29 protein-coding genes are annotated in these 24,394 nt (G+C 69.9%); 16 read left to right on the top strand and 13 right to left on the bottom strand.

The window, feature by feature from the left end; translation table 11 throughout:
- Positions 1-8 precede the first annotated feature (8 nt).
- From KBX71_RS04060 to KBX71_RS04050, 3 genes are read left to right on the top strand one after another with little or no spacing between them, the layout of a single operon-like run.
- Complete coding sequence (locus tag KBX71_RS04060) at positions 9-716, top strand: cysteine hydrolase family protein (protein ID WP_210816577.1); 708 nt, start codon at positions 9-11, stop codon at positions 714-716.
- Complete coding sequence (locus KBX71_RS04055) at positions 713-2,320, top strand: regulator (RefSeq protein WP_210816576.1); 1,608 nt, start codon at positions 713-715, stop codon at positions 2,318-2,320. Before KBX71_RS04060 ends, KBX71_RS04055 begins: the two co-directional genes overlap by 4 nt.
- A 26-nt stretch (positions 2,321-2,346) precedes the next feature.
- Positions 2,347-2,733 carry an AtzH-like domain-containing protein gene (locus KBX71_RS04050; protein WP_210816575.1) on the top strand — a complete coding sequence of 129 codons (387 nt, stop codon included), beginning with the start codon at positions 2,347-2,349 and terminating at the stop codon, positions 2,731-2,733.
- Positions 2,734-2,792: 59 nt separating this feature from the next.
- Here the strand turns inward: KBX71_RS04050 and KBX71_RS04045 are convergent, their stop codons facing one another.
- The 9 genes from KBX71_RS04045 to KBX71_RS04005 form a co-directional block, all read right to left on the bottom strand.
- On the bottom strand, positions 2,793-4,088 hold the full coding sequence (locus KBX71_RS04045) for an RICIN domain-containing protein (protein ID WP_210816665.1): 1,296 nt from the start codon (positions 4,086-4,088) through the stop codon (positions 2,793-2,795).
- Positions 4,089-4,198: 110 nt separating this feature from the next.
- A complete protein-coding gene (locus KBX71_RS04040; RefSeq protein ID WP_210816574.1) occupies positions 4,199-5,551 on the bottom strand; it encodes a lectin in 1,353 nt (450 codons plus the stop codon).
- Between the two features lie 371 nt (positions 5,552-5,922).
- Complete coding sequence (locus tag KBX71_RS04035) at positions 5,923-6,513, bottom strand: DM13 domain-containing protein (RefSeq protein ID WP_196925937.1); 591 nt, start codon at positions 6,511-6,513, stop codon at positions 5,923-5,925.
- A gap of 57 nt (positions 6,514-6,570) precedes the next feature.
- On the bottom strand, positions 6,571-7,419 hold the full coding sequence (locus KBX71_RS04030; protein ID WP_210816573.1) for an S-methyl-5'-thioadenosine phosphorylase: 849 nt from the start codon (positions 7,417-7,419) through the stop codon (positions 6,571-6,573).
- Between the two features lie 44 nt (positions 7,420-7,463).
- The gene (locus tag KBX71_RS04025; RefSeq protein WP_210816572.1) at positions 7,464-7,889 is read right to left on the bottom strand and encodes a hypothetical protein; all 426 of its coding nucleotides are present in this window, start codon (positions 7,887-7,889) and stop codon (positions 7,464-7,466) included.
- Positions 7,886-9,052, bottom strand: coding sequence for a molybdopterin-dependent oxidoreductase (locus KBX71_RS04020; RefSeq protein WP_210816571.1), 1,167 nt, complete (start codon positions 9,050-9,052; stop codon positions 7,886-7,888). Before KBX71_RS04020 ends, KBX71_RS04025 begins: the two co-directional genes overlap by 4 nt.
- Positions 9,049-9,762 (bottom strand): class I SAM-dependent methyltransferase, encoded by a 714-nt coding sequence (locus tag KBX71_RS04015; RefSeq protein ID WP_374102573.1) that lies wholly within the window; start codon positions 9,760-9,762, stop codon positions 9,049-9,051. Before KBX71_RS04015 ends, KBX71_RS04020 begins: the two co-directional genes overlap by 4 nt.
- Positions 9,759-10,439, bottom strand: coding sequence for a DUF2064 domain-containing protein (locus KBX71_RS04010; protein WP_210816570.1), 681 nt, complete (start codon positions 10,437-10,439; stop codon positions 9,759-9,761). Before KBX71_RS04010 ends, KBX71_RS04015 begins: the two co-directional genes overlap by 4 nt.
- Positions 10,436-11,113 carry a glycosyltransferase family 2 protein gene (locus tag KBX71_RS04005; RefSeq protein ID WP_210816569.1) on the bottom strand — a complete coding sequence of 226 codons (678 nt, stop codon included), beginning with the start codon at positions 11,111-11,113 and terminating at the stop codon, positions 10,436-10,438. The genes KBX71_RS04010 and KBX71_RS04005 overlap by 4 nt, the downstream gene beginning before the upstream one ends.
- 147 nt (positions 11,114-11,260) lie before the next feature.
- On the opposite strand from KBX71_RS04005, the gene KBX71_RS04000 reads away from it, so the two are divergent.
- A complete protein-coding gene (locus KBX71_RS04000; protein ID WP_210816568.1) occupies positions 11,261-12,625 on the top strand; it encodes a hypothetical protein in 1,365 nt (454 codons plus the stop codon).
- Here KBX71_RS04000 and KBX71_RS03995 read toward each other — a convergent pair.
- On the bottom strand, positions 12,597-13,676 hold the full coding sequence (locus tag KBX71_RS03995) for an NAD(P)-dependent oxidoreductase (protein WP_210816567.1): 1,080 nt from the start codon (positions 13,674-13,676) through the stop codon (positions 12,597-12,599). The genes KBX71_RS04000 and KBX71_RS03995 overlap by 29 nt on opposite strands.
- Positions 13,677-13,835: 159 nt before the next feature.
- On the opposite strand from KBX71_RS03995, the gene KBX71_RS03990 reads away from it, so the two are divergent.
- The 9 genes from KBX71_RS03990 (at position 13,836) to KBX71_RS03950 (ending at position 19,485) form a co-directional block, all read left to right on the top strand.
- On the top strand, positions 13,836-14,531 hold the full coding sequence (locus tag KBX71_RS03990; RefSeq protein WP_307846951.1) for a response regulator transcription factor: 696 nt from the start codon (positions 13,836-13,838) through the stop codon (positions 14,529-14,531).
- Positions 14,524-15,540, top strand: coding sequence for a sensor histidine kinase KdpD (locus tag KBX71_RS03985; RefSeq protein WP_124820069.1), 1,017 nt, complete (start codon positions 14,524-14,526; stop codon positions 15,538-15,540). Before KBX71_RS03990 ends, KBX71_RS03985 begins: the two co-directional genes overlap by 8 nt.
- Positions 15,541-15,673: 133 nt before the next feature.
- Positions 15,674-16,555, top strand: a complete 882-nt coding sequence (locus tag KBX71_RS03980) for a type II CAAX endopeptidase family protein (RefSeq protein WP_210816565.1) — start codon at positions 15,674-15,676, stop codon at positions 16,553-16,555.
- Between the two features lie 90 nt (positions 16,556-16,645).
- On the top strand, positions 16,646-17,068 hold the full coding sequence (locus tag KBX71_RS03975) for a YbaB/EbfC family nucleoid-associated protein (protein WP_210816564.1): 423 nt from the start codon (positions 16,646-16,648) through the stop codon (positions 17,066-17,068).
- Positions 17,065-17,388, top strand: a complete 324-nt coding sequence (locus tag KBX71_RS03970) for a hypothetical protein (RefSeq protein ID WP_210816563.1) — start codon at positions 17,065-17,067, stop codon at positions 17,386-17,388. Before KBX71_RS03975 ends, KBX71_RS03970 begins: the two co-directional genes overlap by 4 nt.
- Positions 17,389-17,392: 4 nt before the next feature.
- Positions 17,393-17,887 (top strand): hypothetical protein, encoded by a 495-nt coding sequence (locus tag KBX71_RS03965; RefSeq protein WP_210816562.1) that lies wholly within the window; start codon positions 17,393-17,395, stop codon positions 17,885-17,887.
- Complete coding sequence (locus tag KBX71_RS03960; RefSeq protein WP_210816561.1) at positions 17,880-18,410, top strand: endonuclease; 531 nt, start codon at positions 17,880-17,882, stop codon at positions 18,408-18,410. Before KBX71_RS03965 ends, KBX71_RS03960 begins: the two co-directional genes overlap by 8 nt.
- Positions 18,407-18,949, top strand: a complete 543-nt coding sequence (locus KBX71_RS03955; RefSeq protein ID WP_210816560.1) for an SMI1/KNR4 family protein — start codon at positions 18,407-18,409, stop codon at positions 18,947-18,949. Before KBX71_RS03960 ends, KBX71_RS03955 begins: the two co-directional genes overlap by 4 nt.
- Positions 18,946-19,485, top strand: a complete 540-nt coding sequence (locus KBX71_RS03950) for an SUKH-4 family immunity protein (RefSeq protein WP_210816559.1) — start codon at positions 18,946-18,948, stop codon at positions 19,483-19,485. The genes KBX71_RS03955 and KBX71_RS03950 overlap by 4 nt, the downstream gene beginning before the upstream one ends.
- A gap of 5 nt (positions 19,486-19,490) precedes the next feature.
- On the opposite strand, the gene KBX71_RS03945 is transcribed toward KBX71_RS03950, so the two are convergent.
- Both KBX71_RS03945 and KBX71_RS03940 read right to left on the bottom strand, forming a co-directional pair.
- Entirely contained in the window at positions 19,491-20,030 is a 540-nt protein-coding gene (locus KBX71_RS03945; RefSeq protein ID WP_210816558.1) for a GNAT family N-acetyltransferase, read from the bottom strand.
- 63 nt (positions 20,031-20,093) lie between these two features.
- Positions 20,094-20,600 carry a MarR family winged helix-turn-helix transcriptional regulator gene (locus KBX71_RS03940; RefSeq protein ID WP_210816557.1) on the bottom strand — a complete coding sequence of 169 codons (507 nt, stop codon included), beginning with the start codon at positions 20,598-20,600 and terminating at the stop codon, positions 20,094-20,096.
- Between the two features lie 72 nt (positions 20,601-20,672).
- Here KBX71_RS03940 and KBX71_RS03935 point away from each other — a divergent pair, with 72 nt between their 5' ends.
- Both KBX71_RS03935 and KBX71_RS03930 read left to right on the top strand, forming a co-directional pair.
- Complete coding sequence (locus KBX71_RS03935) at positions 20,673-21,266, top strand: disulfide bond formation protein DsbA (protein WP_210816556.1); 594 nt, start codon at positions 20,673-20,675, stop codon at positions 21,264-21,266.
- Between the two features lie 151 nt (positions 21,267-21,417).
- On the top strand, positions 21,418-22,293 hold the full coding sequence (locus tag KBX71_RS03930; protein WP_210816555.1) for an endonuclease/exonuclease/phosphatase family protein: 876 nt from the start codon (positions 21,418-21,420) through the stop codon (positions 22,291-22,293).
- A gap of 19 nt (positions 22,294-22,312) precedes the next feature.
- On the opposite strand, the gene KBX71_RS03925 is transcribed toward KBX71_RS03930, so the two are convergent.
- Positions 22,313-22,714: a GNAT family protein gene (locus KBX71_RS03925; protein WP_307846950.1), complete on the bottom strand. Its 402-nt coding sequence runs from the start codon at positions 22,712-22,714 to the stop codon at positions 22,313-22,315.
- A 261-nt stretch (positions 22,715-22,975) separates the two neighbouring features.
- Here KBX71_RS03925 and KBX71_RS03920 point away from each other — a divergent pair, with 261 nt between their 5' ends.
- Complete coding sequence (locus KBX71_RS03920; protein ID WP_210816554.1) at positions 22,976-24,373, top strand: family 43 glycosylhydrolase; 1,398 nt, start codon at positions 22,976-22,978, stop codon at positions 24,371-24,373.
- The last annotated feature ends 21 nt before the right edge of the window (positions 24,374-24,394 follow it).

The raw sequence follows: 24,394 nt of genomic DNA, 5'->3' as shown, positions 1-24,394 counted from the left end.
GTGCGCCCATGTTGACCATCGCCGCCGCGCGGCCCGGCCCCTACTCCTTCGACCTCTCGACCACCGCGCTTCTCGTCATCGACATGCAGCGCGACTTCCTGGAACCCGGCGGGTTCGGTGAGAGCCTGGGCAACGACGTCGGCCAGCTGCGCTCCACCATCGCGCCGCTCGCGGCACTGTTGGCCGACGCCCGCGCCGTCGGCCTGAGCATCCTGCACACCCGCGAGGGGCACCGGCCCGACCTGTCGGACTGCCCGCCGGCCAAGCTCAGCCGAGGCGAGCCGAGCAAACGGATCGGCGACCCCGGCCCCAAGGGGCGCATCCTGGTCCGTGGCGAGTACGGCCACGACATCATCGACGAGCTGACGCCGCTGCCCGACGAGCCGGTCATCGACAAGCCCGGCAAGGGCGCCTTCCACGCCACCAACCTGGACGTCCTGCTCACCGAGCGGGGCATCCGCAGCCTCCTGGTCACCGGCATCACCACCGACGTCTGCGTGCACACCACCCTGCGCGAGGCCAACGATCGCGGGTACGAGTGCCTCGTGCTCGCCGACTGCGTCGGGTCCTACTTCCCCGAGTTCCACCGGGTCGGACTCGACATGATCGCCGCCCAGGGCGGCATCTTCGGCTGGGTCGCCGACTCGGCGCAGGTACGCGCCGCGCTGCCCACCACCCCGAGTTGCAGCCCTCCTCCTGACCGGGAGCAGCCATGACCTCGACCAAACCCACAGTCGCCCCGCTCCCGTACTGGGTCCGCGGCGACACCAACGCGTTCTTCGGTTTCGGCGTCAACGTCCTGGTCAACGTGCTCACCCTGACCGGGCTCTGCCTCGCCGTGGTGAACCTTCCCGAGGGGGAGGTGTTCGGCACCATCCTGCCGGCTCTCGGCATCGCCCTGGTCGCCGGGAACATCTACTACACCTACCTGGCGCGCCGGCTGGCCCGACGGGAGAACCGCACCGACGTGACGGCCCTGCCGTACGGGCCGAGCGTGCCGCACATGTTCATCGTCATCTTCGTCATCATGCTCCCCATCTACCTGCGCACCCAGGATCCCGTGCGGGCCTGGGAGGCCGGGCTGGCGTGGGCCTTCATCATCGGCGTGATCGTGTTGATCGGCGCGTTCGTCGGGCCCTACATCCGGCGGTACGCGCCCCGGGCCGCGCTGCTCGGCACCCTCGCCGGAATCTCCATCACGTTCATCTCGATGAACCCGGCCGGGCAGATGTGGCGGATGGCCTGGGTCGCGCTGCCGGTCTTCGCGTTGCTGCTGATCGGCCTACTGACCGACGTGAAGCTGCCGTTCAACTTCCCGATCGGGCTCGCCGCGCTGCTGCTCGGCACCGCGATCGGCTGGGCCGGTGGGGCGATGTCGGTACCGGACGTCACGGCCGCGGCCCGGGACATCGCCATCGCCGTCCCCTCGTTCAAGCTGGACCTGCTCTTCACCGGGCTGGCCGACATGGCGCCCCTGCTGGCGACCGCGATCCCGCTCGGCGTGTACAACTTCACCGAAGGCATGACGAACGTGGAGAGCGCGGCCACCGCGGGGGACAACTACAACCTGCGCAGCGTGCTGCTGGCCGACGGCGCGGGCGCGGTGATCGGGGCCGCGCTCGGCTCGCCGTTCCCACCGGCCGTCTATGTCGGGCACCCGGGTTGGAAGGCCGCCGGTGGACGCAGTGGCTATTCGATGGCGACCGGTGTGGTGATCGCGTTGCTCTGTTTCCTCGGCATGTTCGGACTGCTCGGCGCGATCTTCCCGACCGCGGCGATCGTGCCGATCCTGCTCTACATCGGATTGCTGATCGGGGCGCAGGCGTTCCAGGCGACCCCCAGGGCGCACGCCGCGGCCGTGGTCGCCGCGCTGATCCCGAACATCGCGGCCTGGGCCACCGGGCAGATCGACAACACCCTGGCGGCGGCCGGCACCACCGCCGCGGCGGTCGGCGACGATGCGCTCAACGGCGCCGGCGTGATCTACGACGGGCTGCTGGTGCTGGGTCAGGGCGCGATCCTCGCCGGCCTGGTGCTCGGCGCGGTGGTGGTCTTCATCATCGACAAGCGGTTCGGTCGGGCCGCGATCTTCGCCGGCTCCGGCGCGCTGCTGTCGTTCATCGGGCTGATCCATGGCGAGCGGATCGAGTGGAACGCCAACGGTCAGGTGGCACTTGGCTACCTCTTCGTCGCGGTGATCTGTGTGGTCTTCGCACTGGGCCGCCCCACGCCCCGCGAACCGGACCCGGAGGAGGTCGAACCAGGTGGAGAGCCTCGCCGGGGGGTGTCACGGCTCCCGGCCGCGCCGGTGAGTTCCTGACCGAACGGATCGAAGGGACGTACCGCATGGAGATCGACCGGACGGACGTGGTCGCCGAGGTGGCGACGGCCTTCGCCGACTACGAGGGGGCGCTGGCCGACGGCGACGCCGACCGGATCTGCGGGCACTTCTGGGATTCCGAGCGGACCGTGCGGTTCGGTCTCGCCGACCATCAGTACGGGCTGGACGAGCAGCGCAAGTGGCGTGCCGCGCAGCCACCGCTGCCGCCCGGTCGCCGGCTGGTCGACCCGATCATCACCGCGTTCGGCCCGGACCTGGCGGTCGTGACAACCCGATTCGGGTACGACGGCACCGCCGCCGCCGGTCGGCAGACCCAGACCTGGGTACGCCTGCCTGTCGGCTGGCGGATCGTCACCGCGCACGTCTCGGTCTCCGCCGCTCCGACTGCCTGACGGCGACGCGCCGCCCGGGACAGGACCCGAGCGGCGCGTCTCCGACCTGGCGGGCGTTACTAGGCGCGCCTGGCCCACTGCTGGTTGGCGCCGCCGTGGCAGGCCCAGAGGTGAAGCTGCGTCCCATTGGCCGTGCCGGAGGCGACGGCATCGAGGCACAGCCCCGACTGGGCGCTGGTGATGGTGCCGTTGGAGTTCAGGTTCCATTGTTGGTTGGCTTGGCCGTTGCAGTCCCAGATGAGGACCGCGGTGCCGTTGCTGCTGCCCGCCCCGCTGGCGTCCAGGCACTTGTTGCCGTAGACGGTCAGGGTGCGGTTGGCGGTGTGTGTCCAGCGCTGGTTGGTGCCACCGTGACAGTCCCACAGTTGCGGCCGGGCGCCGTTGCTGGTGCTGGAGTTGGGAACGTCGATGCACCGGCCGGACTGGCTCCCCGCGATCAGCACGTTCTGCTGGCCGGGGGGCGGGGTCGTCGGCGGGGGAGTGGTGGGGGGCACGTCCGACCCGAACTGGGTGAAGAACCGCCACACCTCCTGCTTGACCCAGCTCCGCGCGCCGCTCTCACAGCCGGCGCACCCGTCCACCGGACCTTGCTGGTGGCCGCCGTCGAACGCGGCCCAGAGCACCGGGTATCCGGGCTGGCAGGAGTACGCGGTGGTGATGTGGGTCAGGCTGCCGGCCCTCGGCTCAGGCGGGCTCTGCGCGGCGCATCCGTTGTTCCGGACGAACCTGTCGCGCAGCGACCGTCCGCTGCCGATGTTGTCGTTGATACCGTGAATACCCAGGTACGCCACCGGCTGGGTTCCGCCGCTGCATCCGCTGATGGCCCCCGGAGCCGCGATTGCCGCGACCGCACGGAACACCGTCGGCCGGGAACACGCCAACGAGTAGCTCATCGCGCCGCCGTAGCTGAACCCGACGGAGAAGAGTTGCGTGGTGTCGACGCAGAGGGCGTTCGAGATCACGCGGACCATGTCGTCGGTGAAGGTCACGTCCTCACCGTTGGAGTTGCCCCAGCCGTTGTTGAGGCCCTGCGGGGCAACGAAGATCGTGCTGTTGTTCGACTGCGAGAGCATGCCGTAGTAGGCCCACGGGGCTCCGTCGCTGCCGCCGCCCGCGACCTGACTGGCGGTGCCGCCCAACCAGTGGAACCCGAAGGCCAGCCGGTGGGCATAGGTGTTGTTGTAGCTGTCGGGCAGCCGAAGGATGAAGCTGCGGTTCTTCCCGCTGCTCTGGATGGTGTGGGTGCCGCTGTTCAGTCCGGGCGCCTTGCCGCAGCCGGCAGTGGTGGCCGCGGCAGCCGGTGCGACGGTCGTGACGACGTACGTTCCGATGGCGAACAGAAGCATGATCGCCATGGCTGCCCCCAGCCAGGGGGCGGAGAGTTTACGAAGTGGCACAGTTGAGCCTCCTTGTGCGTGAATGGTCAGCCGGAGCGGCTGTTGCTCTGCCGGGAACCTCGCCGGGCTCAGCTCCGGCTCCACCGTTGGTTGGCCGCGCCGGTGCAGTCCCAGATCTGGATGCGCGTGCCGTTGGCCGTGCCGCCGCCGACCATGTCCAGGCACCGGCCCGAACCAACTCCGGTGATCGAGCCGTCGGTGTTGAGCCGCCACTTCTGGTTGGACTGGCCGTTGCAGTCCCAGATGATCACCGAGCTGCCGTTCGCGGTGCCGGCGCCGTTGACGTCGAGGCACTTGCCGCCGAAGACGCGTAGCTCCTGGGCGGCGGTCGAGGTCCAGCTCTGGTTGCTCTGGCCGTGGCAGTCCCAGATGATCGCCGCCGCGCCGTTGGTCTGCGAGCCGCCGTTGACGTCCAGGCACCGTCCGGAGGACGTGCTGCGCAGGGCCGACGTGCCGCTCGGTGGCGGGGTGGTCGGCGGCGGGGTCGTGGGCTCGGTGCCGCTACCGAACTGGGTGAAGAACTTCCACACCTCGCCCTTGGTCCAGGTCCTGGCTCCGCTGTCGCCGCCGCCGTCCACCGGGCCGGGGGTGTGCCCGCCGTCGAAGGCGGCCCAGACCACCGGATAGCCGGACCGGCAGCCGGAGTAGGTGGTGGTGATGTGGGTCAGGCTGCCCGCCCTCGGCTCGGGCGGGCTCTGTGCGGTGCAGCCGTTGTTCCGGACGAACCTGTCGCGCAGGGACCGTCCGGCGGAGACGTTGAGCACCGCGTCCCCGATGCCATGGATTCCCATGTACGCGACCGGCTCGGTGCCGCCGCTGCACCCGCTGAGCTGCCCACCTGAGTAGACCGCGACGGCGCGGAAGACAGTTGGCCGGGAACAGGCCAGCGAATAGCTCATGCCGCCGCCGTAGCTGAAGCCGAGCGCGAAGCGCTGCGTGGTGTCGACACAGAGGTCGGTCTCGATCACCCTGATCATGTCGTCGACGAATGTGACGTCCTGGCCGCCGGGGTTGGCCCAGCCGTTGCCGTTGCCCTGGGGGGCGACGAAAATGGTGCTGTTGTTCGCCTGCTGCCGCAGCCCGTAGTAGGACCAGGCGGCTCCGTCGGACCCACCGCCGTCGACGTCGTTGGCGGTGCCGCCGTTCCAGTGGAATCCGAAGATCAACCGGTAGGTGTGGTTCCTGTCGTAGTTGTCAGGAATTCTCAGGATGAAGCTACGGTTCTGGCCGCTGCTCTGGATGGACCGTTGGCCACTGGTCAACGTGGGCGCCTTGCCGCACCCGGCGGTCGCTGCGGCCGCTCCGATGTTCGCGGCCGACGCGGTGGTGCTCAGGCCACCGGCCAGTGCCGCAGCGCTCACGGTCACGACGACGGCCGCGGCCGTCGCCAGCAATCCAAGGATGGGTCTACGTCTTGTCATGAAGGGGCTCCCGCCACTCGGCACGAACTGATTGAAAGGTCCACGGCGATCCGTACGCCGTCACGACGCGTCACCGCAGGTCATCCCCGTCGAACCAGTTCGTCGCGAACGAGCCCGAGGAGACGCGATGTGCCCACGGCGCCCGGCCGGCTCATCGACACAGGTTCCCGCCACTGGTCTCGCCGCCCACGCAGGACCAGTCGAACGTCGAATCGATGGTGGCCGCATCGTGTGCCCGAACACCACGCGACCGTTCGCCGGATGGTGCCGGAGCAGCCAACTCGGCGTCGAATCGATTCGCCTCGACGCTAGATCGCGCAGTGAAAGATGTCAATGCCATGTCCGGCAGGTTGCGGCCCCGAGTGGCGCGGTCAGGCGCTCGTGAGGTCGGCCGCGCCGAAGGAGACCGCGAATCGCTTGCACCAGATGGAGACGCTCCGGAAGTCGTCCGGGTCCACCGACGCCGGCAGCTCGTACACCTGGTTGCCCTTGTTGCCCTTGAGCTTCGCCAGCTCGACCCATTCGCCGTCGTCGAACACACGCCAGCCGGCCGTGCCTCGGATGACCGGTTGGTCGGTCAGCCACACCCGCAGGTCCGGACCGTTCGACGTGTTCAGGTTCCGGATGACGAGCTGGTGGCGGCCATCGGCGAGCCGGTGGATCTCGGCACTGCCGGTCGTCCGGTGCTCATGGGTGACGAACTCGCCGACGGTCAGGATCTCGTTCGCCGCGGGCGTGGGCGTCGAGGCCGCGGGGGTGGCCGCCGGGCCCGCGGGGGCCGGGCTCGCGGACGCCGGGACCGGGGCGGCCGAGGTCGTCGCCACGCGGGGAACCGCCTCGTCGACGTAGGTGTCGGTGAACAGCTTCCACGGCTGGAACCAGTAGAGGGCCAGCATCACCACGACGACCGCGCAGGCGAGGCCGGCTCGGGCCACCGGCGACCGAAAGATCCGTTTTCCCATCACCGCAGCGTACGGTCGCGGCGGCCGTCGAACTGTTCGCGAACCCTTTCGGAACTCTTACGACGGTCGCCGCTCCGTACCTGCCAGAGCCTGTCCACACGGGCAGGCCCCCTGGTCCTCCGGCAACGTCATCACCGCGTCGCCGAGCAGGAGGCGCAGACGATCGATGTTCCGCGCGAAGACCGTGAACACCTCCTGCTGGGTGACCCCGTGACCGACCTCGACGCCCGAGTCGAGGTCGGTCACCAGGGACAGCGCGGTGTAACACAGCGCCAGTTCGCGTGCCAGCACCGCTTCCGGGTGACCGGTCATACCGACGACCGACCAGCCCTCCCGGCCGTACCACTGTGATTCGGCGCGGGTGGAGAACCGGGGCCCTCCGATGACGACCATGGTTCCTCCGTCGACCGGCTGCCAACCGGCGGAGCGGGCGGCGTCGAGGACCGCGGCCCGTCCGACCGGGCAGTAGGGGTCGGCGAAGGGCGCATGGACGACCTGGGGGAGTTGCCCGTCCGTGCCTGGCTGCCCGTCGTAGTAGGTCTGCTCGCGGCCGCTGGTCCGGTCGACCAGTTGGTCAGGTACGACGAGGGTCCCGGGACCCAGATCCGGTTGCAGGCCGCCCACGGCGCCCGGTGCGAGCACCTGGCGGACGCCGAGTGCTCGCAGCGCCCACAGGTTGGCCCGGTAGTTGATGCGGTGTGGGGGGAGGGTGTGCCGGCGTCCGTGGCGGGGCAGGAACGCCACCGGCCGCCCGGCGAGATTACCGATGGACAGCGAGTCGCTCGGCGGTCCGTACGGTGTGTCGACGCTGACCTCGGCGACGTCGTCGAGAAACTCGTAGAAGCCTGATCCGCCGATCACGCCGATCGGCGCGTGCTCGGTCGTGCTGATTTCTCCTGCTGACATGTGTGCCCTCCTGGGGCGAAGAGTGGAGAACGCGCGGGGCAGACTCAGGGACGGTCGCTACGTCGGCCCGTGACGCGCCTGTCGACGGTGGTGGCGACGACCAGGACGATCACGATCGCGGCCCAGACGACGGCCAGCCCGACAGCGAGCCCCAGCGGGTAGTTGCGGTCCGGTAGGCCCGGGTTCGGAGGCGCCGAGGGCGGTCGCCACAGCAGGGGCACCGCGAGCAGCAGCAGCGTGGCGCTGGCCAGCAGACCCGCTGTGATCCAGGCCAGACGTAACCGGTTTGTCACCAGTCGGCCCAGCACCAGCCCGACCAGTCCGACCAGCGGCGCCACCAGGACGTCGTGCAGCACCGGGCCGCCGATCAGCCACGGCAGTGTGGTGCCGAGCTGAGGAAGGAGCAGCCAACCGCCGTACGCCGTGGCCGCCGCGCCGAGCACGAACAGGAACAGTCGGACGACCCTCACCGCAACACCTCCAGCCGGGCCACCCACTTGGTCTGCAGGACGCCCGGCCGGCTCGGAGCGATGAGTCGACAGGGGTATCCGTGGTCGGGAGACAGTTGCTCACCATTGATTCGCAGGGCGAGCAGGGTCAGTGGGTCGCGGGCATGGGCCGCGGGGAGTGTGCTGGCCGCGTACAGGCCGTCGGTTTCCAATGAGGTGATCCGAACCGGTCGGCCGGTCGGTGCGCCGGCCCATCGGAGCAGCTGGACGACGGGCACGCCGGTCCAGTGGGCCGACGCGCTCCAACCCTCGACGCAGGCGATCGGCAGTTCCGCCGTGCGTTGTGGCAGGGCCGCCAGTTCGGCGAGGGACACTGTGTTCCGCCCGCCCGGCCAGACGATCTCCAGTCGCCAGTCCGGTGGAACGGCGATGCGCGCGGCAGCCGCCGTACGGTTGATCGGTACACCCTGCGGTCCGGCGGCGGAACGCCATGCCAGCGGCGACACCCGACGTAGCCACGGCACGGTGACCCCGGCGGTGGCCAGCACGGCGATTCCGGCGACGCCCGCCGACGCCCGCAGGAACGCGCGTCGTTGCGACGAGTCCCGATCGTCGGGCCCCGGTGCTGCGGCCCGCACCGCTCTCCTGCGCCGCAGTGGCGTGCTCAGCGCCGCGCGGGCGACCGGGAGCTTCACCGCGACGTGCAGCAGTATCGCGCCCGCCACGATCCAGGCGACCGCGTAGTGCGCCGTCGGGAAGAAGAACCCCCACGGGTACGACTGGGCGGCGTTGAACAGGCCCGTGACCAGTTCGAAGAACGCGGCGCAGACCAGTACCAGGACGGAGATCCGTTCGAGGGCGTGGGCGGACAACCGGATCGGCTGGCGCAGCGGCGGACGGACGAACAGTCGGGGGTAGACACTCCACAGCTTGGCCAGCAGCAACGGGATCGCCGCGACACCGGAGAGCACGTGGATGCCCTGGGTGATTCGGTAGAGGTTGACCGGTCGGGTCGGCCAGGTGAACCAGCCCGGGGGGTGCTGGATGTAGTGGCTGAGCAGTCCGGTGGCGAAACACAGCCCGAACGCCACCCCGAGCCAGAGGCCGAGCCGGGCGGCGACCAGCGGTGAGTGCGTCGGCGCGGTGAAGTCCTCGGGGGCGGGGACGCGTGGCCGGCGGATCATGGGTGCGCCAACTCGGCGAACCAGCGTGGACCGAGCCGGAAACGGTCGGCGACCCGCAGGCCGGCAGCGGCGGCGGTACGGGCCACCGCGTCCGTCCCGACCCGCGCCCAACGAAACGCCGGTCCCCGCACTTCCGGTTCGCCGGACGATCCGGACAGGACGTACGCCTGTCCCCGCCACAGCCCCGCCCCCGGGGGTTCCACCTCGACCACGAGCGTTCCGTCGGCCGCGATCAGGGCGCCGCACCGGCGCAGCAGTCCGACCGGGTCGCCACCGATGCCGATGTTGCCGTCGATGAGGAGGGCGTGTGCCCATCTCCCCTCGCCGGGAAGTGGTTCGAAGATGTCGCGTCGCAGGGCCACCACACCCCGGCCCTGGGTCAGACGTACCGCCTCGGCCGAGATGTCCACCCCCAGGGCGACGAGACCCCGCTGGGCGAGTGCCCTGGTCAGCCGGCCGGGGCCGCAGCCGAGATCGATCGTGGGCCCGGTGCAGCGAGCGGCGATCGACTCGATCGCCGGTTCGGGCGGGCCGTGCCAGCGCCGTACCGGCAACAGGTCACGTCGCCCGTCGGTGTGGACCAGCCAGTGGTCGGGTTGGGCCGGAGGCATGGGGGCTACCGGCGTACCGCACCCGTCCTGATCGGCGGCCCACCGGCCGAGTCTGCCCAGCACCACGTCGAAACCGTCGAGACTGATCGTCGAGGTCACCGGGGGCGTCCGCTCACCAGCTGGCCGCCCACCGACATGACGGCATCCGCGAACCGGGTGCCGGGTAGGTCGGCTGCGACGGCCAGCGCCGACGGCCAGTCGTCGACATCCCGCTGAACGGGCAGGATGGCCGGGTGTAGGCCGTGCCCGCGCAGAGCGGCGAGGGTGCGGCGACCGGTGTCGTCGGTCGACATGGGCACATCGCGTAGCGCGCTCGCGTACGTCGGTTCGCGCAGCCCGAGTGCCCACCAGCCGCCGTCGAGCGCCGGTCCGAACACGGCCCCGTGCTCGGCGAGCAACTCCAGCGCGGTGGTGAGCAGGGCCGGCCGGATCTGCGGCGTGTCCATGCCGATCTGCAGCACCGGTCGGCCGGGAAACGCCGCGGCGGTGTCGGCGTGGGCGTTCGCGAGGCGGTCGGCGAAGGTGCCGCCGCGCTGCGGAAGCAGGTGCCAACCCGCCAACGCGGCGGTCAGTTCCGCGCCGTACTCGGCATCGGCGAACCGACCCGTGTGGGCCAGCACGGGAATGGTCGACGTGGTGGCGCGTGCCGCCGCGAGGGTGTCCAACAGCGACGCCGCCGCGACCCGGGCCGCCTGGGTGGGATCGGCGGGCGGGCAGAGGCGCGTCTTGGCCAGCCCGGGCACCGGTGCCTTCGCGACCAGGAGCAGGACGTTCACCGGCCACCACCGACGTCGGCGCGCAGCACTCCGGCGAAGTCCCGGGTCGCCCGCAGCGTGCCCCGGACCGACCCGGAGACCTTCGAGGTGGTGCCGGCTGCCCGGGGCGCGTACGCGACGTCCAGTTCGAGAATCCGCCAACCCGCCTTCGCCGCGCGGAGCAGCAGCTCCAGGGGGTAGCCGAACGCGCGGTCGTTGACACCGAGCCCCAGCAGAGCCGCCCGACGAGCCACGCGGATCGGGCTGATGTCGTACACCGGCACACCACGACGCCGTAGCAGGGCGGCGACCAGCGCGTTCCCGGCGCGGGCATGCCACGGCCAGACATCCGCCGAGACAGGCCGACGCCGCCCGACGGCGAGATCCGCCCGGCCGTCGAGCACCGCCGCGACGAGCCTGGGCAGCTCGGCCGGATTGAACGATCCGTCCGCGTCGAGCACGCAGACCAGGTCCGCGTCGGCCGCCAGCAGGCCGGCGTGGACGGCAGCGCCGTACCCCCGTCGCGGTTCGTGGACGACCCGGGCCCCGTACTCGGCCGCGATGTCCGGTGAACCGTCAGTGGAGCCGTTGTCGACCACGATGGCGCGGTAGCCGGGCGGCAGCCCGCTCAGTACGACAGGCAGTGCGGCCGCCTCGTCCAGACACGGCAGCACCACGTCGATCGTTGTGTGCATACCGGCGACGCTAGGCCCGCCACGGCCCGTCCGGGCCGCGGTTCCTCCTTACGAATCGCTTACGCGGCAGCGGATCTTACGACTCCCTGACGTATCCACGTCTGGCTGTCGGATGCCTGGTCAGAGGTCGTATCGTCGGCCGTCACCATGACCATGATGACCCGGCCGGGACGACCCCGGTCCGCCGACCTGATCGTCCTCGGCGCCGAGGTGGCCCTGCTCGCCGTCGCCGTCGCCGTCGGCGCGCTGCTCAACCATCAGGGCGTCCGGCTGCATGCCGACGCCGCGCCGCTCTACGCCTCCTGGCAACCCCATCTGGGCCCCGGCACCCCCGCCGCGCTTCTCGTCGCGGCGCTGTTCGTCTGGCGTGGCACGCGCTGGGGAACCGAGACGCCGTGGCCGCGGCTGCTGGGGGTCGGCTATCTCGCCGCGGTGCTCTGGACGCTCTCGCTGGCCCTGGTGGACGGCTGGTCCGCCGGGTTGACCGAACGGCTCACCGTGCAGGCCGAGTACCTGCACGAGGTGCCCCGGGTGACGGATGTCGGCATCATGCTGTCCGGCTTCGCCGACCGTATCCTCGACTTCCAACCCGACTCGTGGTCCACCCACGCCGCCGCTCACCCACCGGGAGCGTTGCTGTTCTTCGTCTGGTTGGAGCGGATCGGCCTGGGCGGCGGGACCGCCGCCGGGCTCGCCTGTGTGTTGCTCGGCGCCACGGTCTGCGTGTCGGTCCCGGTGACGTTGCGGGCGCTCGGCGCCGAGGACGCGGCCCGGGCGGTGTGGCCGTTCCTGGTTCTCCTCCCGGGGGCGGTCTGGGTGGGCGCGTCCGCGGACGGGATCTTCGCCGCGGTGGTCGCGGCCGGGCTGGCGCTGCTGGCGGTGGGCGGTCGACCCGGGGCCGCGCTTGGCGGGTTGCTGCTCGGCTTCGCGCTCTACCTGTCGTACGGGTTCGTCCTGGTCGGGTTGCTCGCGTTGACAGTGGTGCTGCTCCGGGCGCGGGACCGTCTCGGCGTGCTCCTGGTCGCGGCGACGGCGGTCGCGGCCGTGGTCGCCGCGTTCACCCTCGCCGGCTTCTGGTGGCTGGACGGCTACCACCTGGTGGCACGTCGCTACTACCAGGGCTGGGCGGCGGAGCGTCCATACGGTTACTGGGTCTGGGCGAATCTCGCCGCTCTGCTGCTCTCCGCCGGCCCGGTGGTCGGGCCGGCGCTGCGGCGGGCGGTGGCCGCCGTGCCGATCCGACCACCACACCCACCGCGCGCGGCGGCCCTCCGACAGCGGATCGCCAGCGCCGGACCTACTGTGTGGTTGCCCGTCGCGGCGACGGCGGCGGTGCTCGCGGCGGACCTGTCCGGGCTCAGCAAGGCCGAGGTCGAGCGGATCTGGCTACCGTTCGCCGTCTGGCTGCTGGTCGCCACCGCGCACCTGCCCCACGGTCACCGACGGTGGTGGTTGGCCGCCCAGGCGGCCACGGCCCTCGCCGTCAACCACCTACTGTTGACGGTGTCGTGAGGGATGCCGGATCCCGCATCACAGCGGTGGTGAAGTCGGCGATGCCGGCGGCGAAGCCGACCTGGGCGGTGAAACCAAGCAGCCGGGTGGCACGGGCCGGGTCGGCCACGACGTGCCGTACGTCCGCCGTCCGCCCGCCCCCGACCGTGACCGGTGACGGCCCGCCCATCGCCGACGCCAGCTCGTGGGCCAACTCGCCGACGGTGTGCGGCTCACCTGAGCAGACGTTCACCGGGGTCAGGGGATCCGGAGCCGGTGTCGTGAGGGCCAGCAGGTTCGCCGCCGCCACGTCGGTCACGTGCACGAAGTCGCGCCGTTGCCGACCATCCTCCAAGACTCGGGGCGGTCGCCCGCCGGCCAGGGCCGACCGGAAGATCGACGCGACCCCCGAGTACGGGGTGTCACGAGGCATTCGCGGACCGTAGACGTTGTGATACCGCAGGGCCCACACCGATCCGCCGGTCTGCCGGGCCCAGGCGCCGGCGAGGTGTTCCTGGGCCAGCTTGGTGGCGGCGTACGTGCTGTGCGGCTCCAACGGTGCGTCCTCGGGCACGAGACCGGGGGAGAGCGCCTGATCGCAGCGCGGGCAGGTCGGCTCGTACTGGCCCTCGGCCAGATCGGCGGCCCGCCGGCCGGCAGGCCGGACGATTCCGTGGACGCGGCAGTGGTAGCGGCCCTCGCCGTAGACCACCATCGAGCTGGCCAGCACCAACCGGCGTACGCCGGTGGCGTGCATCGCCGCGAGGACGGTGGCCGTGCCGAGGTCGTTGTGTGCGGCGTACCGGGGGGCGTCGGCCGGGTCGAGGCCGTGGCCGACCATGGCTGCCTGATGGCAGACCGCGTCGACCCCGGCTAGGAGCCGGGTCAGCAGCTCGCCGTCGCGTACGTCGCCGACCACGAGGTCGTGCCGCTCGGTCCAGGGCGGTGCTGTCGCACCGTGCGCCTCGGGCAGGAGCGCGTCCACGGCCACCACCTCGTGCCCGTGTTCGGTGAGCAGGTCGGCGACGTGTGAGCCGATGAATCCGGCCGCACCGGTGACAAGTATCCGCATTCCGGTCACCGTATGACCTCGGGTACGCCCACGCGGGTCCCCGCACGCAGCCGTAAGAACCTCGCAAGGTTTGCTGGTGCGGGCGGACGCCGGTGCGTGGCTACGCTGGGTCGATGGACAACTGGGGGAGACGTTGACGGGGCCGGACGGGGAAGGTTCGTGACGCAGCGCGTGCTGGTGGTCGACGACGATCAGACCGTGAGCGACGTCATCCGTCGTTACCTCGAGAACGACGGCTTCCAGGTGAGCCTCGCGGCGGACGGTGCGGCGGCACTCGCCGCCGTGGAGCGGCAGGCACCACACCTTGTCGTACTCGACCTCATGCTGCCTCGGATCAGCGGCCTGGAGGTGTGCCGGGCGCTGCGGGTACGGCCCGACGGCGTACCGATCGTCATGCTCACCGCGCGCGGTGACGAGTCCGACCGGATCCTCGGGCTGCAGCTCGGCGCGGATGACTACCTGACCAAGCCCTTCTCCCCCCGGGAGTTGGTGCTGCGGGTCCGTTCGGTGCTCCGTCGCGCCGGCGCTGGGGCGCCACCCGAGCGGCCGGAGGCGCTCACCGACGGCGATCTGGTGGTGCACACGACCTCCCGAACCGCCCGCCTCGCCGGCACCGATCTGGCTCTGACGCTGCGCGAATTCGACCTGCTCGTCCACCTCATGCGGCATCCGTCCCGGGTGTTTCGCCGGGCCGAACTTCTCGAGCAGGTCTGGGGCTGGAACTTCGGGGACCACTCGACCGTGACCGTGCACGTACGCCGGCTACGGGAGAAGATCGAGACCAACCCGGCCGATCCGCAGCGGATCGTGACCGTCTGGGGCGTCGGCTACCGCTACGAGCCGGCCCATGCGTGACGTACTCCTGATCTTCGCGATCGCCCTCGGCGCGGCACTCGGCATCGGACTCGCGGGCGCGGTGCTGCTCCGCGTGCTTCGACGCAGCTCGATCACCGTGCACCTCAGCGTGCTGCTCACCACCACTGTGATCGCCGTCGCGGTCGGGGTGATGGCGGTCGCGGAGGCGATGTTCCTCTCCGCACACGACCTTGAGGTGGTCCTGATCACCGTCGCGGCGGCAGCGGTGGTCAGCCTCGCCGTCGGCGGGCACTTCGGCGGTCGACTGGCCCGCGCCGCGGTCTGGCGCGACCAGGCCCGGGAGCGGGAACGGCAACTGGAGAAGGGCCGTCGCGACCTGGTCGCCTGGGTCTCCCACGACCTGCGTACCCCGCTCGCCGGGCTGCGGGCCATGGCCGAGGCGCTGGAGGACCGGGTGGTTCGTGATCCGGACACTGTCGACGAGTACCACCGACGCATCCGGCTGGAGACCGACCGGATGACCCGACTCGTCGACGACCTGTTCGAGCTGTCCCGGATCAACGCGGGAGCGCTGCGGTTGTCGTTGACGGCGGTGCCGCTCGGGGAGGTGGTCTCGGACGCGCTGGCCAGCACCACCCCGTTGGCCGACGCGCGCCGGATCAAGCTGATCGCCAGCGAGTCGGGGTGGCCGACGGTCGCCGCGAGCGAACCGGAACTGGCTCGGGTCGTGGCGAACCTGCTGCTCAACGCGGTCCGCTACACCCCAGCCGACGGCACCGTACGCATCGAAGCCGGCCGCGAGGACGACCACGCCTGGCTGTCGGTCGCCGACACCTGCGGCGGCATCCCCCCGGCCGACCTTCCCCGGCTGTTCGACATCGCGTTCCGTGGTGAACCGGCCCGCACGCCCGGCCCCGGTGACGGTGGGGCGTCCGGAGGGCTCGGCCTGGCCATCGTCCATGGCCTGGTGGAGGCGCACGGGGGTCGGGTCGAGGTGCGCAACACCCCGGACGGCTGCCAGTTCATGGTCCGGCTGGCCACCGCCTGAGGAAACGAACGTTCGCGGTGGCGGGACGAGGCGGGCTAACCCTACCGGCAGTCCACCGACTAGCCGGAGCGTTAGGGCACTGTGGAGCCTCGTAGCGTCGTGATCATCAATGCGACGACGAGATGAGCACACCATGGCCAAGTTGCACCAACGGCAGCGTGGGCATCGCCGTCCGGTCACCCGGGCCGCGGTGGCGGACGAATTCGCGCTGACGCCTCATCTGCCCGCCGAACGCGGCTTGGTCCGCCGGCGGCTGCTGGAGTTCTGGGCTGTGTGTCTGTTGCTGACCTGGATCCCGTTTGCACTGCTGGGAGTGCTGGGAGTGAGCATCGACCAGGGCCCCGGACTTCTGGTGTTCGCGCTCGCGGCGAGCGGCCCGTCCCTGGCCGCGCTGATCCTGTGGTTGCGGCGCCGCGGGGAAAGGCGTCCGGGCCCCCGCACGCGATGGTCGCTCGGCACGTCAGTGGTGGCGGTACTGCTGGGCGGGGTCGCCCCTGTGGGTGCGGCGGTCCTGGTGAACCTGAACGACCTGTCGGCGATCCCGCAGCACGCGGGTTCGGTGGTCGCCGGTGTGGGCGGACCGTTCATCGCGCTGGCCTACACGCTGCTCGCAGGGCCGGTGGCGGAGGAGTTCGGCTGGCGTGGGTACGTACAGCCACGCCTGAGGCAGTCCTACAGCCGGATGGTGACGACCCTGGTGCTGGGAGCCGCCTGGGGCCTGTGGCACGTGCCGCTGTACTTCCTGCCTGGCACCGGGCAGCACGACGAAGGTTTGTTCACCCAGCAGGGAGCGGTGTTCTTCCTGGGGCTCTTTCCACTCACCTACCTCATGCTCTTCGTCACCGAACGCCTGCGCGGTGGTGTCCCGGCGGCGATCCTGATGCACGCGGCATGGAACCTCGCCGACGAGACGATGCCACACCTGGGCGACGGCGGCCCGTGGCTGAAGCTTGTTCTCCTGTCGGCCACAGCGGCAGTGGTGGGCCTGCTGTGGCTCCCCCGCAGCCGTCGATGAGCGTCGATGTAGCGTTGCCTCGCGGGACCACACTGCTTGCCGGATCTGACTAGGCTTTCCACTGTTTCGGACGCGATCGATGGAGGGCGCATGTCGGTGAATGGGCCGGCGAGCGGGGAGTTCGCTCGCATGCTGGACGCGACGGTTGGCGCGTTGCGCGCCACCAACACCGCCCCGGAGGACGAGGAGGCCGCGCGTCTGCGCCGGGTGGGTGAGTCCGCCGAGGGGCAGGTCCGTGCCGAGTTTGGCGCCGATGGCCGGCTGGAGTCGCTGACGCTGGACCCGCGGATGATGCGCCTCGGCTCGGCCGAGGTCTGCGACCACGTGATCGCTGCGGTGAACGCGGCGATCGACTCGATGCGCGGCGGCGGCCCGGCGGTGGCCTCCGGCGACCTCTCGCAGCTCACCGAGCAGCTGGAGCAGGTCCGGGACACGGCCGTGCCGCGGCTCGGCGCGTTCCTGCAGGCGCTCACGGACGCGCAGGAGCGGATGGCCCGAGGAGGTTCCCGATGAACGGCTTCGAGGTCGAGCCCGCGCTGCTGCGTTCCGGCGGCGATGAGGTCATCGGCGCCGCCGAACGCTTCATCGGGCAGCTGGAGAGCTTCGAGACACAGATGCAGGGGTACGGCGAGCCGTGGGGCGCCGACGACATCGGCTCGCTGATCGGCATCGCGTACACGGAGGCGTCCACCTGGGTCCTGGACTGCATCGGCGTGGCCGCCGAGGAGATCGGCTCGGCCGGCAGCGACCTGACGCAGATGGCCGACAACTTCGAGTTGGTCGAGGAAGCCTCCGCGGGCGCGTTGCGGGACATCCAGGGAATGCTGGGGTGACGAGATGGGACTCCAACTGCCGGGTGAGCTGATCACGGCACTCGGCTGGATCGGCTACACCTGGCCCGAGGCCGACGAGGAAAAGCTGTTCGAGATGGGCCATGCCTGGCTGGACTTCTCCGGCACGGTCGCGAACGCCTCCGGGGAGGCAGGTTCGGCCGCGGCGGCGGTCTGGTCGCAGCACCAGGGCGAGTCGATGCAGGCGTTCCAGAAATGGTGGTCCAACCCGGAGAATGGTCCCGGAACGCTGCCGGACTACTCCCAGGCCGCCATGCTGATCGGCACCGGGATGATCATCGCCGCCGCGATCGTGCTCGCGCTGAAGATCCAAGTGATAGTGCAGTTGGCGATCCTCGCGTTCGCGGTGGCTCAGGCGATCGCCACCGCCGTCGTCACGTTCGGCGCGTCGCTGGCCGAGATCCCGATCTTCCAGATGATCACGCGGGAGATCGTCGGCCTGCTGATCGACCAGGTGATCCAGGAACTCCTCGATGCCTAGCAGGGCGCCGAAGAGCTCAAAACAACGCGGCGGAGCGGGCAAGCCGAAGGCTGGCAAGCTTGTCCGTGCGGCGGTGAAGAAGGCCGCCGCCAAGCCGGTCGTGCGTAACAACGACCTGCCCGAGGTCACGATCAAGGTGCAGCGCAAGCCGACCTACGCGCGCGCCCAGTTCGACCGGAAGATGAACGCGCTGAAGAAGCTCAGCGACGAGGGCAAGCTGTTCAAGCAGGCGAACCCGGTTGCCCGGGACGAATCGATCACGAAAGCCTACAAGGCTCGGATCCGGCAGAAGATCTTCGACAAGTACTGGCCCCACGACAAGAAGTTGGCGAACAGACTCTCCGAGCGGCTCACCGACCAGCATCCCGACCATGTGTGGGAGCTGCAACTCGGCGGCCCCGACGACGTTAGTAATCTGAAGCTCCTGCACGGTCATACAAACGAGGATGTCGGCCGGCAGATCCGTCAACAGATCATGAAATTGCCCGACGGCACCCCGATCCGGATAGAGGTAGTGGATTGAACCCCGAGCTGCGGGAGCTCATCGCGGAGCTGCGCACCGACCTGGAGGCGGACCAGCCGGCGACGCTGGTGTGGGCCCAGCTCAACGAGGGCGCTCCGGCCGACCAGATTCCCGCCGGTCTGCCGCAGTCGGTCCGGGAGCTGCTGGAGACCACCAACGGCCTCCGGGCCGGCGGGTTCGACCTGCGCTCGGCTGCGCGACTCGACCGTATCCAGTACTACCTCGAGCTGATGCCCGAGTTCACCGGCGTCGCCGACGAACCCGCCGAGTGGCTGGTCTTCGGCACGCTGAACGACGAGCCGCTGCTGATCCGACGCGACACCGGCGCGGTCTGGTACTTCCCGGCGGAGACCACCGACGAGTGGTTCATGCGTGAGGCGTTCTTCGAAGTCGCACCGGACCTCGACTCGTTCCTCGCCTACTACGTCTTCGGCGCCGGGTACGGCGAGGTCGACAGCGACGACGACGAGTGGTGGGGCTTCCTCGACGAGCAGGGCCTGACCACGCCGGGCGACGAGGACGAGGAGACGGACGATTGACCGCGACACATGAGGAGCTCACGGCGCTCTGGGGCGCCGACGGGATGATCTACTTTCCGCTCGACCGGTTCGACGACGTCCTCGGCCCGCTGCCGCCAGAAGTCTTCCCACCGTTCGGGGCGATCCCTGTCGACGTGCCGATCCTGTTCACGGTCGACGTCAACGTCCCCGGCATGGAGTTGTTCTCCAAGCTGAAGATCGAGATCGGCGAGGCCGGCCCGCGCATCCACATCGTCCTCGGCAGCTCGCCCGAGGACCCGCAGCTGCTCTTCTGCCTCGACACTCTGACCGGAGCCGTCGTATTGCTGGACCTGGAGACCCCCAACTTCGAGGCGGTGAACGCGACCTTCGCCGCGTTCGTCGAGTTCCTCTACCGGCTCGGGCAGCTCATCGCGACGGACCCGGGCGGTCGGGCTCGCGCCACCCGCGCCGCCGCGATCCGCGAGGAACTGACGGCCGTCGACTCGTCCGCGTTCGCCGATCCGAAGTCCTGGTGGAGCATGGCCTTCGATCAGCTGGAGTCCACCAGCGGATAGCGACGTCAGCGGGCGGTCGGAACCCGCTGGGCAAGAACCTGCCCCGGCCAGGATCCAGCCAGGAAGGTTTCGGTGGGAGTGAACCCGTGGCGCTCGTAGTACGCCACCAACTCGCCACCGCCGCCCGCCCAGCAGTCGACCCGTAGCAACCGCACGCCGGCCTGCCGGGTTTCCTCCACGGCGTGTGCCAACAGGGCCGACCCAAGATTCCGGCCGGCGACTCGGCGGTCGGAGACCAGGAGGCGGACGTACCGCTCGGGCTCGTCCGCAGGCGCGATCGGTGCCCGCGGGTCGGGTCCGGAGTCCAACACCAGGGCTGCGGCCGGCGTCCCGTCCACCTCCGCGATGTACGGGAGGTTCTCGGTCAGGTAGCGGTCGACCAGGTCGGCCCCTCCGGGCTTCTCGGAGAACGGGGTCGTGCCCCACTGCTCGGTGTTGCCGCGACCATTCATCCAGGCCACCGCCGCGTCGAGCATGTCCAGCACGGCGGGTGCGTCGGCCAGGCCACCGCGTCTGATACGTACGCCGCGGGTGGTGTCGTCCATGGCGAAATGATAATTCGTGGCTGGCCGACCACGGCCGGGCCCACCATCCGGCCTGACCTCGCCCTAAGGACCAGGATCTCGGGAGTCCAGGGCCCGATTCATCGCCGCGAGTAGGCGCTCGAGCGTTCTGCGGTCGCTGTCGCCGAGGCCACGAAGGATGGCCGCCTCGTTGGCGAGATGTTCTTCGATGAGACGATCGGTCAACGCCACTCCGGCGGGAGTCAGCCCGACCACTCTGCCGCGCGCGTCGGCTGCGGAGACCGAGCGCGACACGAGGCCACGGGCGATCAGCCGGTCCACCCGTTTGGTCACCGCTCCGGTGGTCACCAGCATCCGTTGGCTCAACTCGCCCGCCGTGAGCGTGTACGGCGCGCCGTCGCGGCGCAACGCGGCGAGCACGTCGAAGTCGCCGTTGCCCAGGTCCGCCGCAGCGAACGGCGGTCGCAGTGCGGTGTCGAGTGCGGCGGCCATCTGTTGGATGCGACCGATGATCAGCAACGGGGTGGGGTCGAGGTCCGGTCGCTCCCGGGCCCACTGGCCGACGATGTCGGCGATCCGGTCCTCATTCACTGTTGCATCTTACCTTCCGGGGAAGATAAATTGCCTTCCGTGGAAGACAACTCGACGCGAACGTCAGCTCCGATGGTCACGGCGTACGTGGACCCCTCCTGCCCGTTCGCCTGGATCACCTCCCGCTGGCTCATGGAGGTCGCGAAGATGCGGCCGCTCGCTCTGCGGTTCGAGGTGATGAGCCTCGCGGTGATCAACGAGCATCGCGACCTGGAGCCGTGGTACCGCGAGTTCAACGACCGAGCGTGGGGGCCGGCCAGGGTGTGCGTGGCGGCAGCCGCACAACACGGCCCCGCCGCCCTCGCACGGCTGTACCCGGCGCTCGGTCGCCGGATCCACGACGCCGGCGACAAGGACTTCGACACCGTCGTCCCGCTGGCCCTGGCCGAGGCCGGTCTCCCCGCCGACCTGGCCGACGTCGCCCATCGGAGCGACGTCGACCCGCGGATGCGGGCGAGCACCGCCCGCGCGCAGCAACTGGTGGGCGAGGACCTCGGCACCCCGACGGTCGTCGTCGACGACGTGGCCTTCTTCGGCCCCGTGCTGACCTCGATCCCTCGCGGGGAGGAGGCCGTCCGCGTCTTCGACGGCGCCCGCCTGCTCGCCGGCTGCCGGGCCTTCTCCGAGCTCAAACGCGCCCGGTCCGACGGCCTCACCTTCGCGTAGCTCCACCACCGCCACTGGGAGAGCTGGTCACCCCCGCACCGGTCGACCCGGGACTGTCCATGCTTCGTCACCGGATGTTCGGCGTCGCGTCGACTCGAATCGATAGTGTGCGTTGGCCGCCACCCACGGCGGTCCGTGCGGAGGGACATCGATGCGCAGGACAACGGACTGGTCGGCCCGGGCCCTGGGCGCCCTCGCGGGCGCGATCGCGCTGGTGGCGGCCCTGCTGCCGGCGGCCCCGGCGGCTGCCGCGAGCGTGGGTTTCAAGACGGCGACGCTGAACATCTACTACGGGCTGAGCCAGGCTGACTTCGCGCACGACCTGAACCTGATCGCGTCCAAGGCGGACCTCGTCGGTCTCAACGAGGTCGGTGCCCGCAAGGCGTTCCTGGAGAACTGGGCCGCCAACAACGGCTGGTGGCTGTACGCGCCGGGCGGCACCAACCAGGCTGGCGAAGCGTTGATCGCCAAGAAGAGCATGTTCGACGTACTCGACAAGGGCTCGATTTTCGTCTGTGACACCAACGGTCCGGGCGAGGTTCCGCCCGCGCGCTACAACAACTGGGTCAAGTACCGGCACAAGGCCACCGGCCGCAACGTGACACACGTCAACGCCCATGCGGTGGCCAGCATCGAAACCGCCGGCCGGCCCGAGGACCTGCCGCGCACCAGGTGTGCCGAGGCGCAGTTCCAGGGCCTCAAGGAACTGGCGGTCGACAAGCAGGACGAGGGTCAGGTCATCGTCAGTGGTGACCTCAACGTCGACTTCAGCGCCGACCGGAGCTACGGGTACGCGAAGTTCCCGTGGCAGGTCTTCGAGGCCAACGAGCTGCCAAATCTGCGCTCCAACTACAACCTCTACGGCGAGAAGGGCACCGGAACGCACGGCAACCGGCACATCGACTACGTCTACTTCTGGAAGCGGCTGCCCGAGTACCAGCTGATGTGGATGACCGGCTACGACATCGTCGGTGGCACCAAGTCCGACCACAGCGGTGTCGTCGCGACCTTCTCCATCCAGGATTGACGCCTTCGGTCTTCGCCGGCTACGCGTCTCGGTGCTCGGGATGCCCCCGGTGCGCCGCCCACTCGGGCGCGAGGATCGACATCACCACGGCGTCAACCCAGTCGTCGCCGTCGCGCAGGACCTGCCGCAGCACACCCTCGACGACGAAGCCGACCTTCTCGTACGCCCGCCGCGCCCGGGGGTTGAAGGCGAACACCTCCAGCGAGATGCGGTGCAGACCGAGCCTCTCGAAACCGTGGCCGACGATCAGGCGCACCGCCTCGGTGCCCAGGCCACGGTCGCGGCCGGTCGCGGTGAGCAGCGTGCGGAAGTTGCAGCTGCGGTTGACGGGGTCCCAGTCGTTGAGGACCACCTCGCCGACGCACGCCCCGGTGGCGCGGTCCACGGTTCGGGCGTGACGGGGTCGCGGGGGAGCGTCCACGGTCGATCCCTTGACACTGATAGATGCGATCGCTAACACTTGTCCGCAACGCGAACTTAACGAGCAGAACACATTGTGCCTGTAGCAGCGTGACGCACCACAAGTGTGTCCGCGCGGGTATGGCAGCCGTCGTCAGAGTCCCAAAGCCCGAGCCCGATCACGTCGCCTTGTGTTAACGCTAACATAGATGATCTTTTTGAGAGGGGTCGAGACGTGGTTCCACGGCGTATGACAGCGGCATCGCCGTCGGGAGCATCGAGCATGCGCTTACGTACCCTCCTCGTACTCTCCGCCGTGGCCGCCGCAGCTGTCGTGGTGGTGGCCGACGGACCGGCGCAGGCCGCCACGCTGCCGAGCGGCGCTGTTTCGCTGGAGGCGACCAACCAGGCCGGACGGTACGTACGGCACATCGACTATCTCGGTCAGCTCGATCCGGTGACCTCCAGCAGCGCCAACCAGACCAAGCTCGATGCCACCTTCACCGTGGTCAACGGCCTGGCGTCGCCGACCTGCTACTCGTTCCAGACCAAGACAGGCATGTTCCTGCGGCACCGCGACTACCGGATCCGGGTCGACCCGAACACCGGCGACGCGACGTTCCGGGCCGACGCCACCTTCTGCGCGGTGGACGGCTCGGTCAGCGGGTCAGTGGCGCTCGCCTCGTACAACTATCCGAATCGGCGGATCCGGCACCGCGACTACGCACTCTGGATCGACGCCTACCAGGACACTGCCGCGTTCCGGGCAGACAGCTCATTCCGCCTCGTCGCGCCCTGGGCGCCCAGGACTACCAAGGGCCCGGTGATCCCGGGCCTCTTCGCCGACCCGCACATCGCCGTCTTCAACGGCCGCTACTACCTGTACCCGACCACCGACGGCTACGCGAGCTGGGCCGGCACCTACTACAAGGCGTTCTCCTCCACCGACCTGGTCAACTGGACCGACCACGGCGTGATCCTGGACCACGGCCCCGACGTGTCCTGGGCGGACAACTCGGCCTGGGCACCCGCCGTGGCCAGCGCCAACGGCCGCTACTACCTGTACTTCAGCGGCGGCGCGGCCAGCGGCAACACGGCCAAGCAACTGGGCGTGGCGGTGGCCGACAGCCCCGCCGGGCCGTTCCGTGACGCGCTGGGCCGACCGCTCATCCGCAGCGACCAGTTCTCCGGCGGGCAGGCGATCGACCCCATGGTGTTCACCGACGACGACGGGCAGTCCTACCTGTACTGGGGTCAGGGCGTCGCACGGGCGGTACGGCTGAACGCCGACATGACCTCCTTCGACGCGGCACAGGTACGGGTCGTCACGCCATCCGGTTACAACGAGGCGCCGTTCGTGTTCAAGCGCAACGGTCAGTACTACTTCATGTGGTCGGAGAACGACACGCGTAGCGAGGACTACCGGGTCGCCTACGCCACCGGCCCATCGCCCCTCGGTCCGTGGACCAGACGCGGCGTGGTGCTGCAGAAGCGGCTCGAGGTCGGCATCAAGGGCACCGGTCACCATTCGGTGGTCCGGGCGCCCGGCAGCGACACCTGGCACATCGCCTACCACCGATTTGCCGTGCCGGCCGGCAACGGCACCAACCGCGAGACCGCCATCGACCGGATGGAGTTCAACACCGACGGCACCATCCGCCCCGTCGTACCGACCCTCTAGCTGACTCGTACGCCCCTGCGC

The sequence above is a fragment of the Micromonospora sp. D93 genome, assembly GCF_018070365.1.
In the GTDB taxonomy this organism is placed as follows: Bacteria; Actinomycetota; Actinomycetes; order Mycobacteriales; family Micromonosporaceae; genus Micromonospora; species Micromonospora ureilytica.
The sequence above is the reverse complement of the archived record's forward strand: the minus strand, read 5'-3'. Positions and strand labels throughout refer to the sequence as shown.

Excerpts from the sequence above, each read along its gene's own strand:
- KBX71_RS04060 (WP_210816577.1), top strand. The coding sequence starts at position 9 with ATGTTGACCATCGCCGCCGCGCGGCCCGGCCCCTACTCCTTCGACCTC.
- KBX71_RS04055 (WP_210816576.1), top strand. The coding sequence starts at position 713 with ATGACCTCGACCAAACCCACAGTCGCCCCGCTCCCGTACTGGGTCCGC.
- KBX71_RS04050 (WP_210816575.1), top strand. The coding sequence starts at position 2,347 with ATGGAGATCGACCGGACGGACGTGGTCGCCGAGGTGGCGACGGCCTTC.
- KBX71_RS04045 (WP_210816665.1), bottom strand. The coding sequence starts at position 4,088 with ATGGCGATCATGCTTCTGTTCGCCATCGGAACGTACGTCGTCACGACC.
- KBX71_RS04040 (WP_210816574.1), bottom strand. The coding sequence starts at position 5,551 with ATGACAAGACGTAGACCCATCCTTGGATTGCTGGCGACGGCCGCGGCC.
- KBX71_RS04035 (WP_196925937.1), bottom strand. The coding sequence starts at position 6,513 with ATGGGAAAACGGATCTTTCGGTCGCCGGTGGCCCGAGCCGGCCTCGCC.
- KBX71_RS04030 (WP_210816573.1), bottom strand. The coding sequence starts at position 7,419 with ATGTCAGCAGGAGAAATCAGCACGACCGAGCACGCGCCGATCGGCGTG.
- KBX71_RS04020 (WP_210816571.1), bottom strand. The coding sequence starts at position 9,052 with ATGATCCGCCGGCCACGCGTCCCCGCCCCCGAGGACTTCACCGCGCCG.
- KBX71_RS04005 (WP_210816569.1), bottom strand. The coding sequence starts at position 11,113 with ATGCACACAACGATCGACGTGGTGCTGCCGTGTCTGGACGAGGCGGCC.
- KBX71_RS04000 (WP_210816568.1), top strand. The coding sequence starts at position 11,261 with ATGACCATGATGACCCGGCCGGGACGACCCCGGTCCGCCGACCTGATC.
- KBX71_RS03995 (WP_210816567.1), bottom strand. The coding sequence starts at position 13,676 with ATGCGGATACTTGTCACCGGTGCGGCCGGATTCATCGGCTCACACGTC.
- KBX71_RS03985 (WP_124820069.1), top strand. The coding sequence starts at position 14,524 with ATGCGTGACGTACTCCTGATCTTCGCGATCGCCCTCGGCGCGGCACTC.
- KBX71_RS03980 (WP_210816565.1), top strand. The coding sequence starts at position 15,674 with ATGGCCAAGTTGCACCAACGGCAGCGTGGGCATCGCCGTCCGGTCACC.
- KBX71_RS03975 (WP_210816564.1), top strand. The coding sequence starts at position 16,646 with ATGTCGGTGAATGGGCCGGCGAGCGGGGAGTTCGCTCGCATGCTGGAC.
- KBX71_RS03970 (WP_210816563.1), top strand. The coding sequence starts at position 17,065 with ATGAACGGCTTCGAGGTCGAGCCCGCGCTGCTGCGTTCCGGCGGCGAT.
- KBX71_RS03965 (WP_210816562.1), top strand. The coding sequence starts at position 17,393 with ATGGGACTCCAACTGCCGGGTGAGCTGATCACGGCACTCGGCTGGATC.
- KBX71_RS03960 (WP_210816561.1), top strand. The coding sequence starts at position 17,880 with ATGCCTAGCAGGGCGCCGAAGAGCTCAAAACAACGCGGCGGAGCGGGC.
- KBX71_RS03945 (WP_210816558.1), bottom strand. The coding sequence starts at position 20,030 with ATGGACGACACCACCCGCGGCGTACGTATCAGACGCGGTGGCCTGGCC.
- KBX71_RS03935 (WP_210816556.1), top strand. The coding sequence starts at position 20,673 with ATGGTCACGGCGTACGTGGACCCCTCCTGCCCGTTCGCCTGGATCACC.
- KBX71_RS03930 (WP_210816555.1), top strand. The coding sequence starts at position 21,418 with ATGCGCAGGACAACGGACTGGTCGGCCCGGGCCCTGGGCGCCCTCGCG.
- KBX71_RS03920 (WP_210816554.1), top strand. The coding sequence starts at position 22,976 with ATGCGCTTACGTACCCTCCTCGTACTCTCCGCCGTGGCCGCCGCAGCT.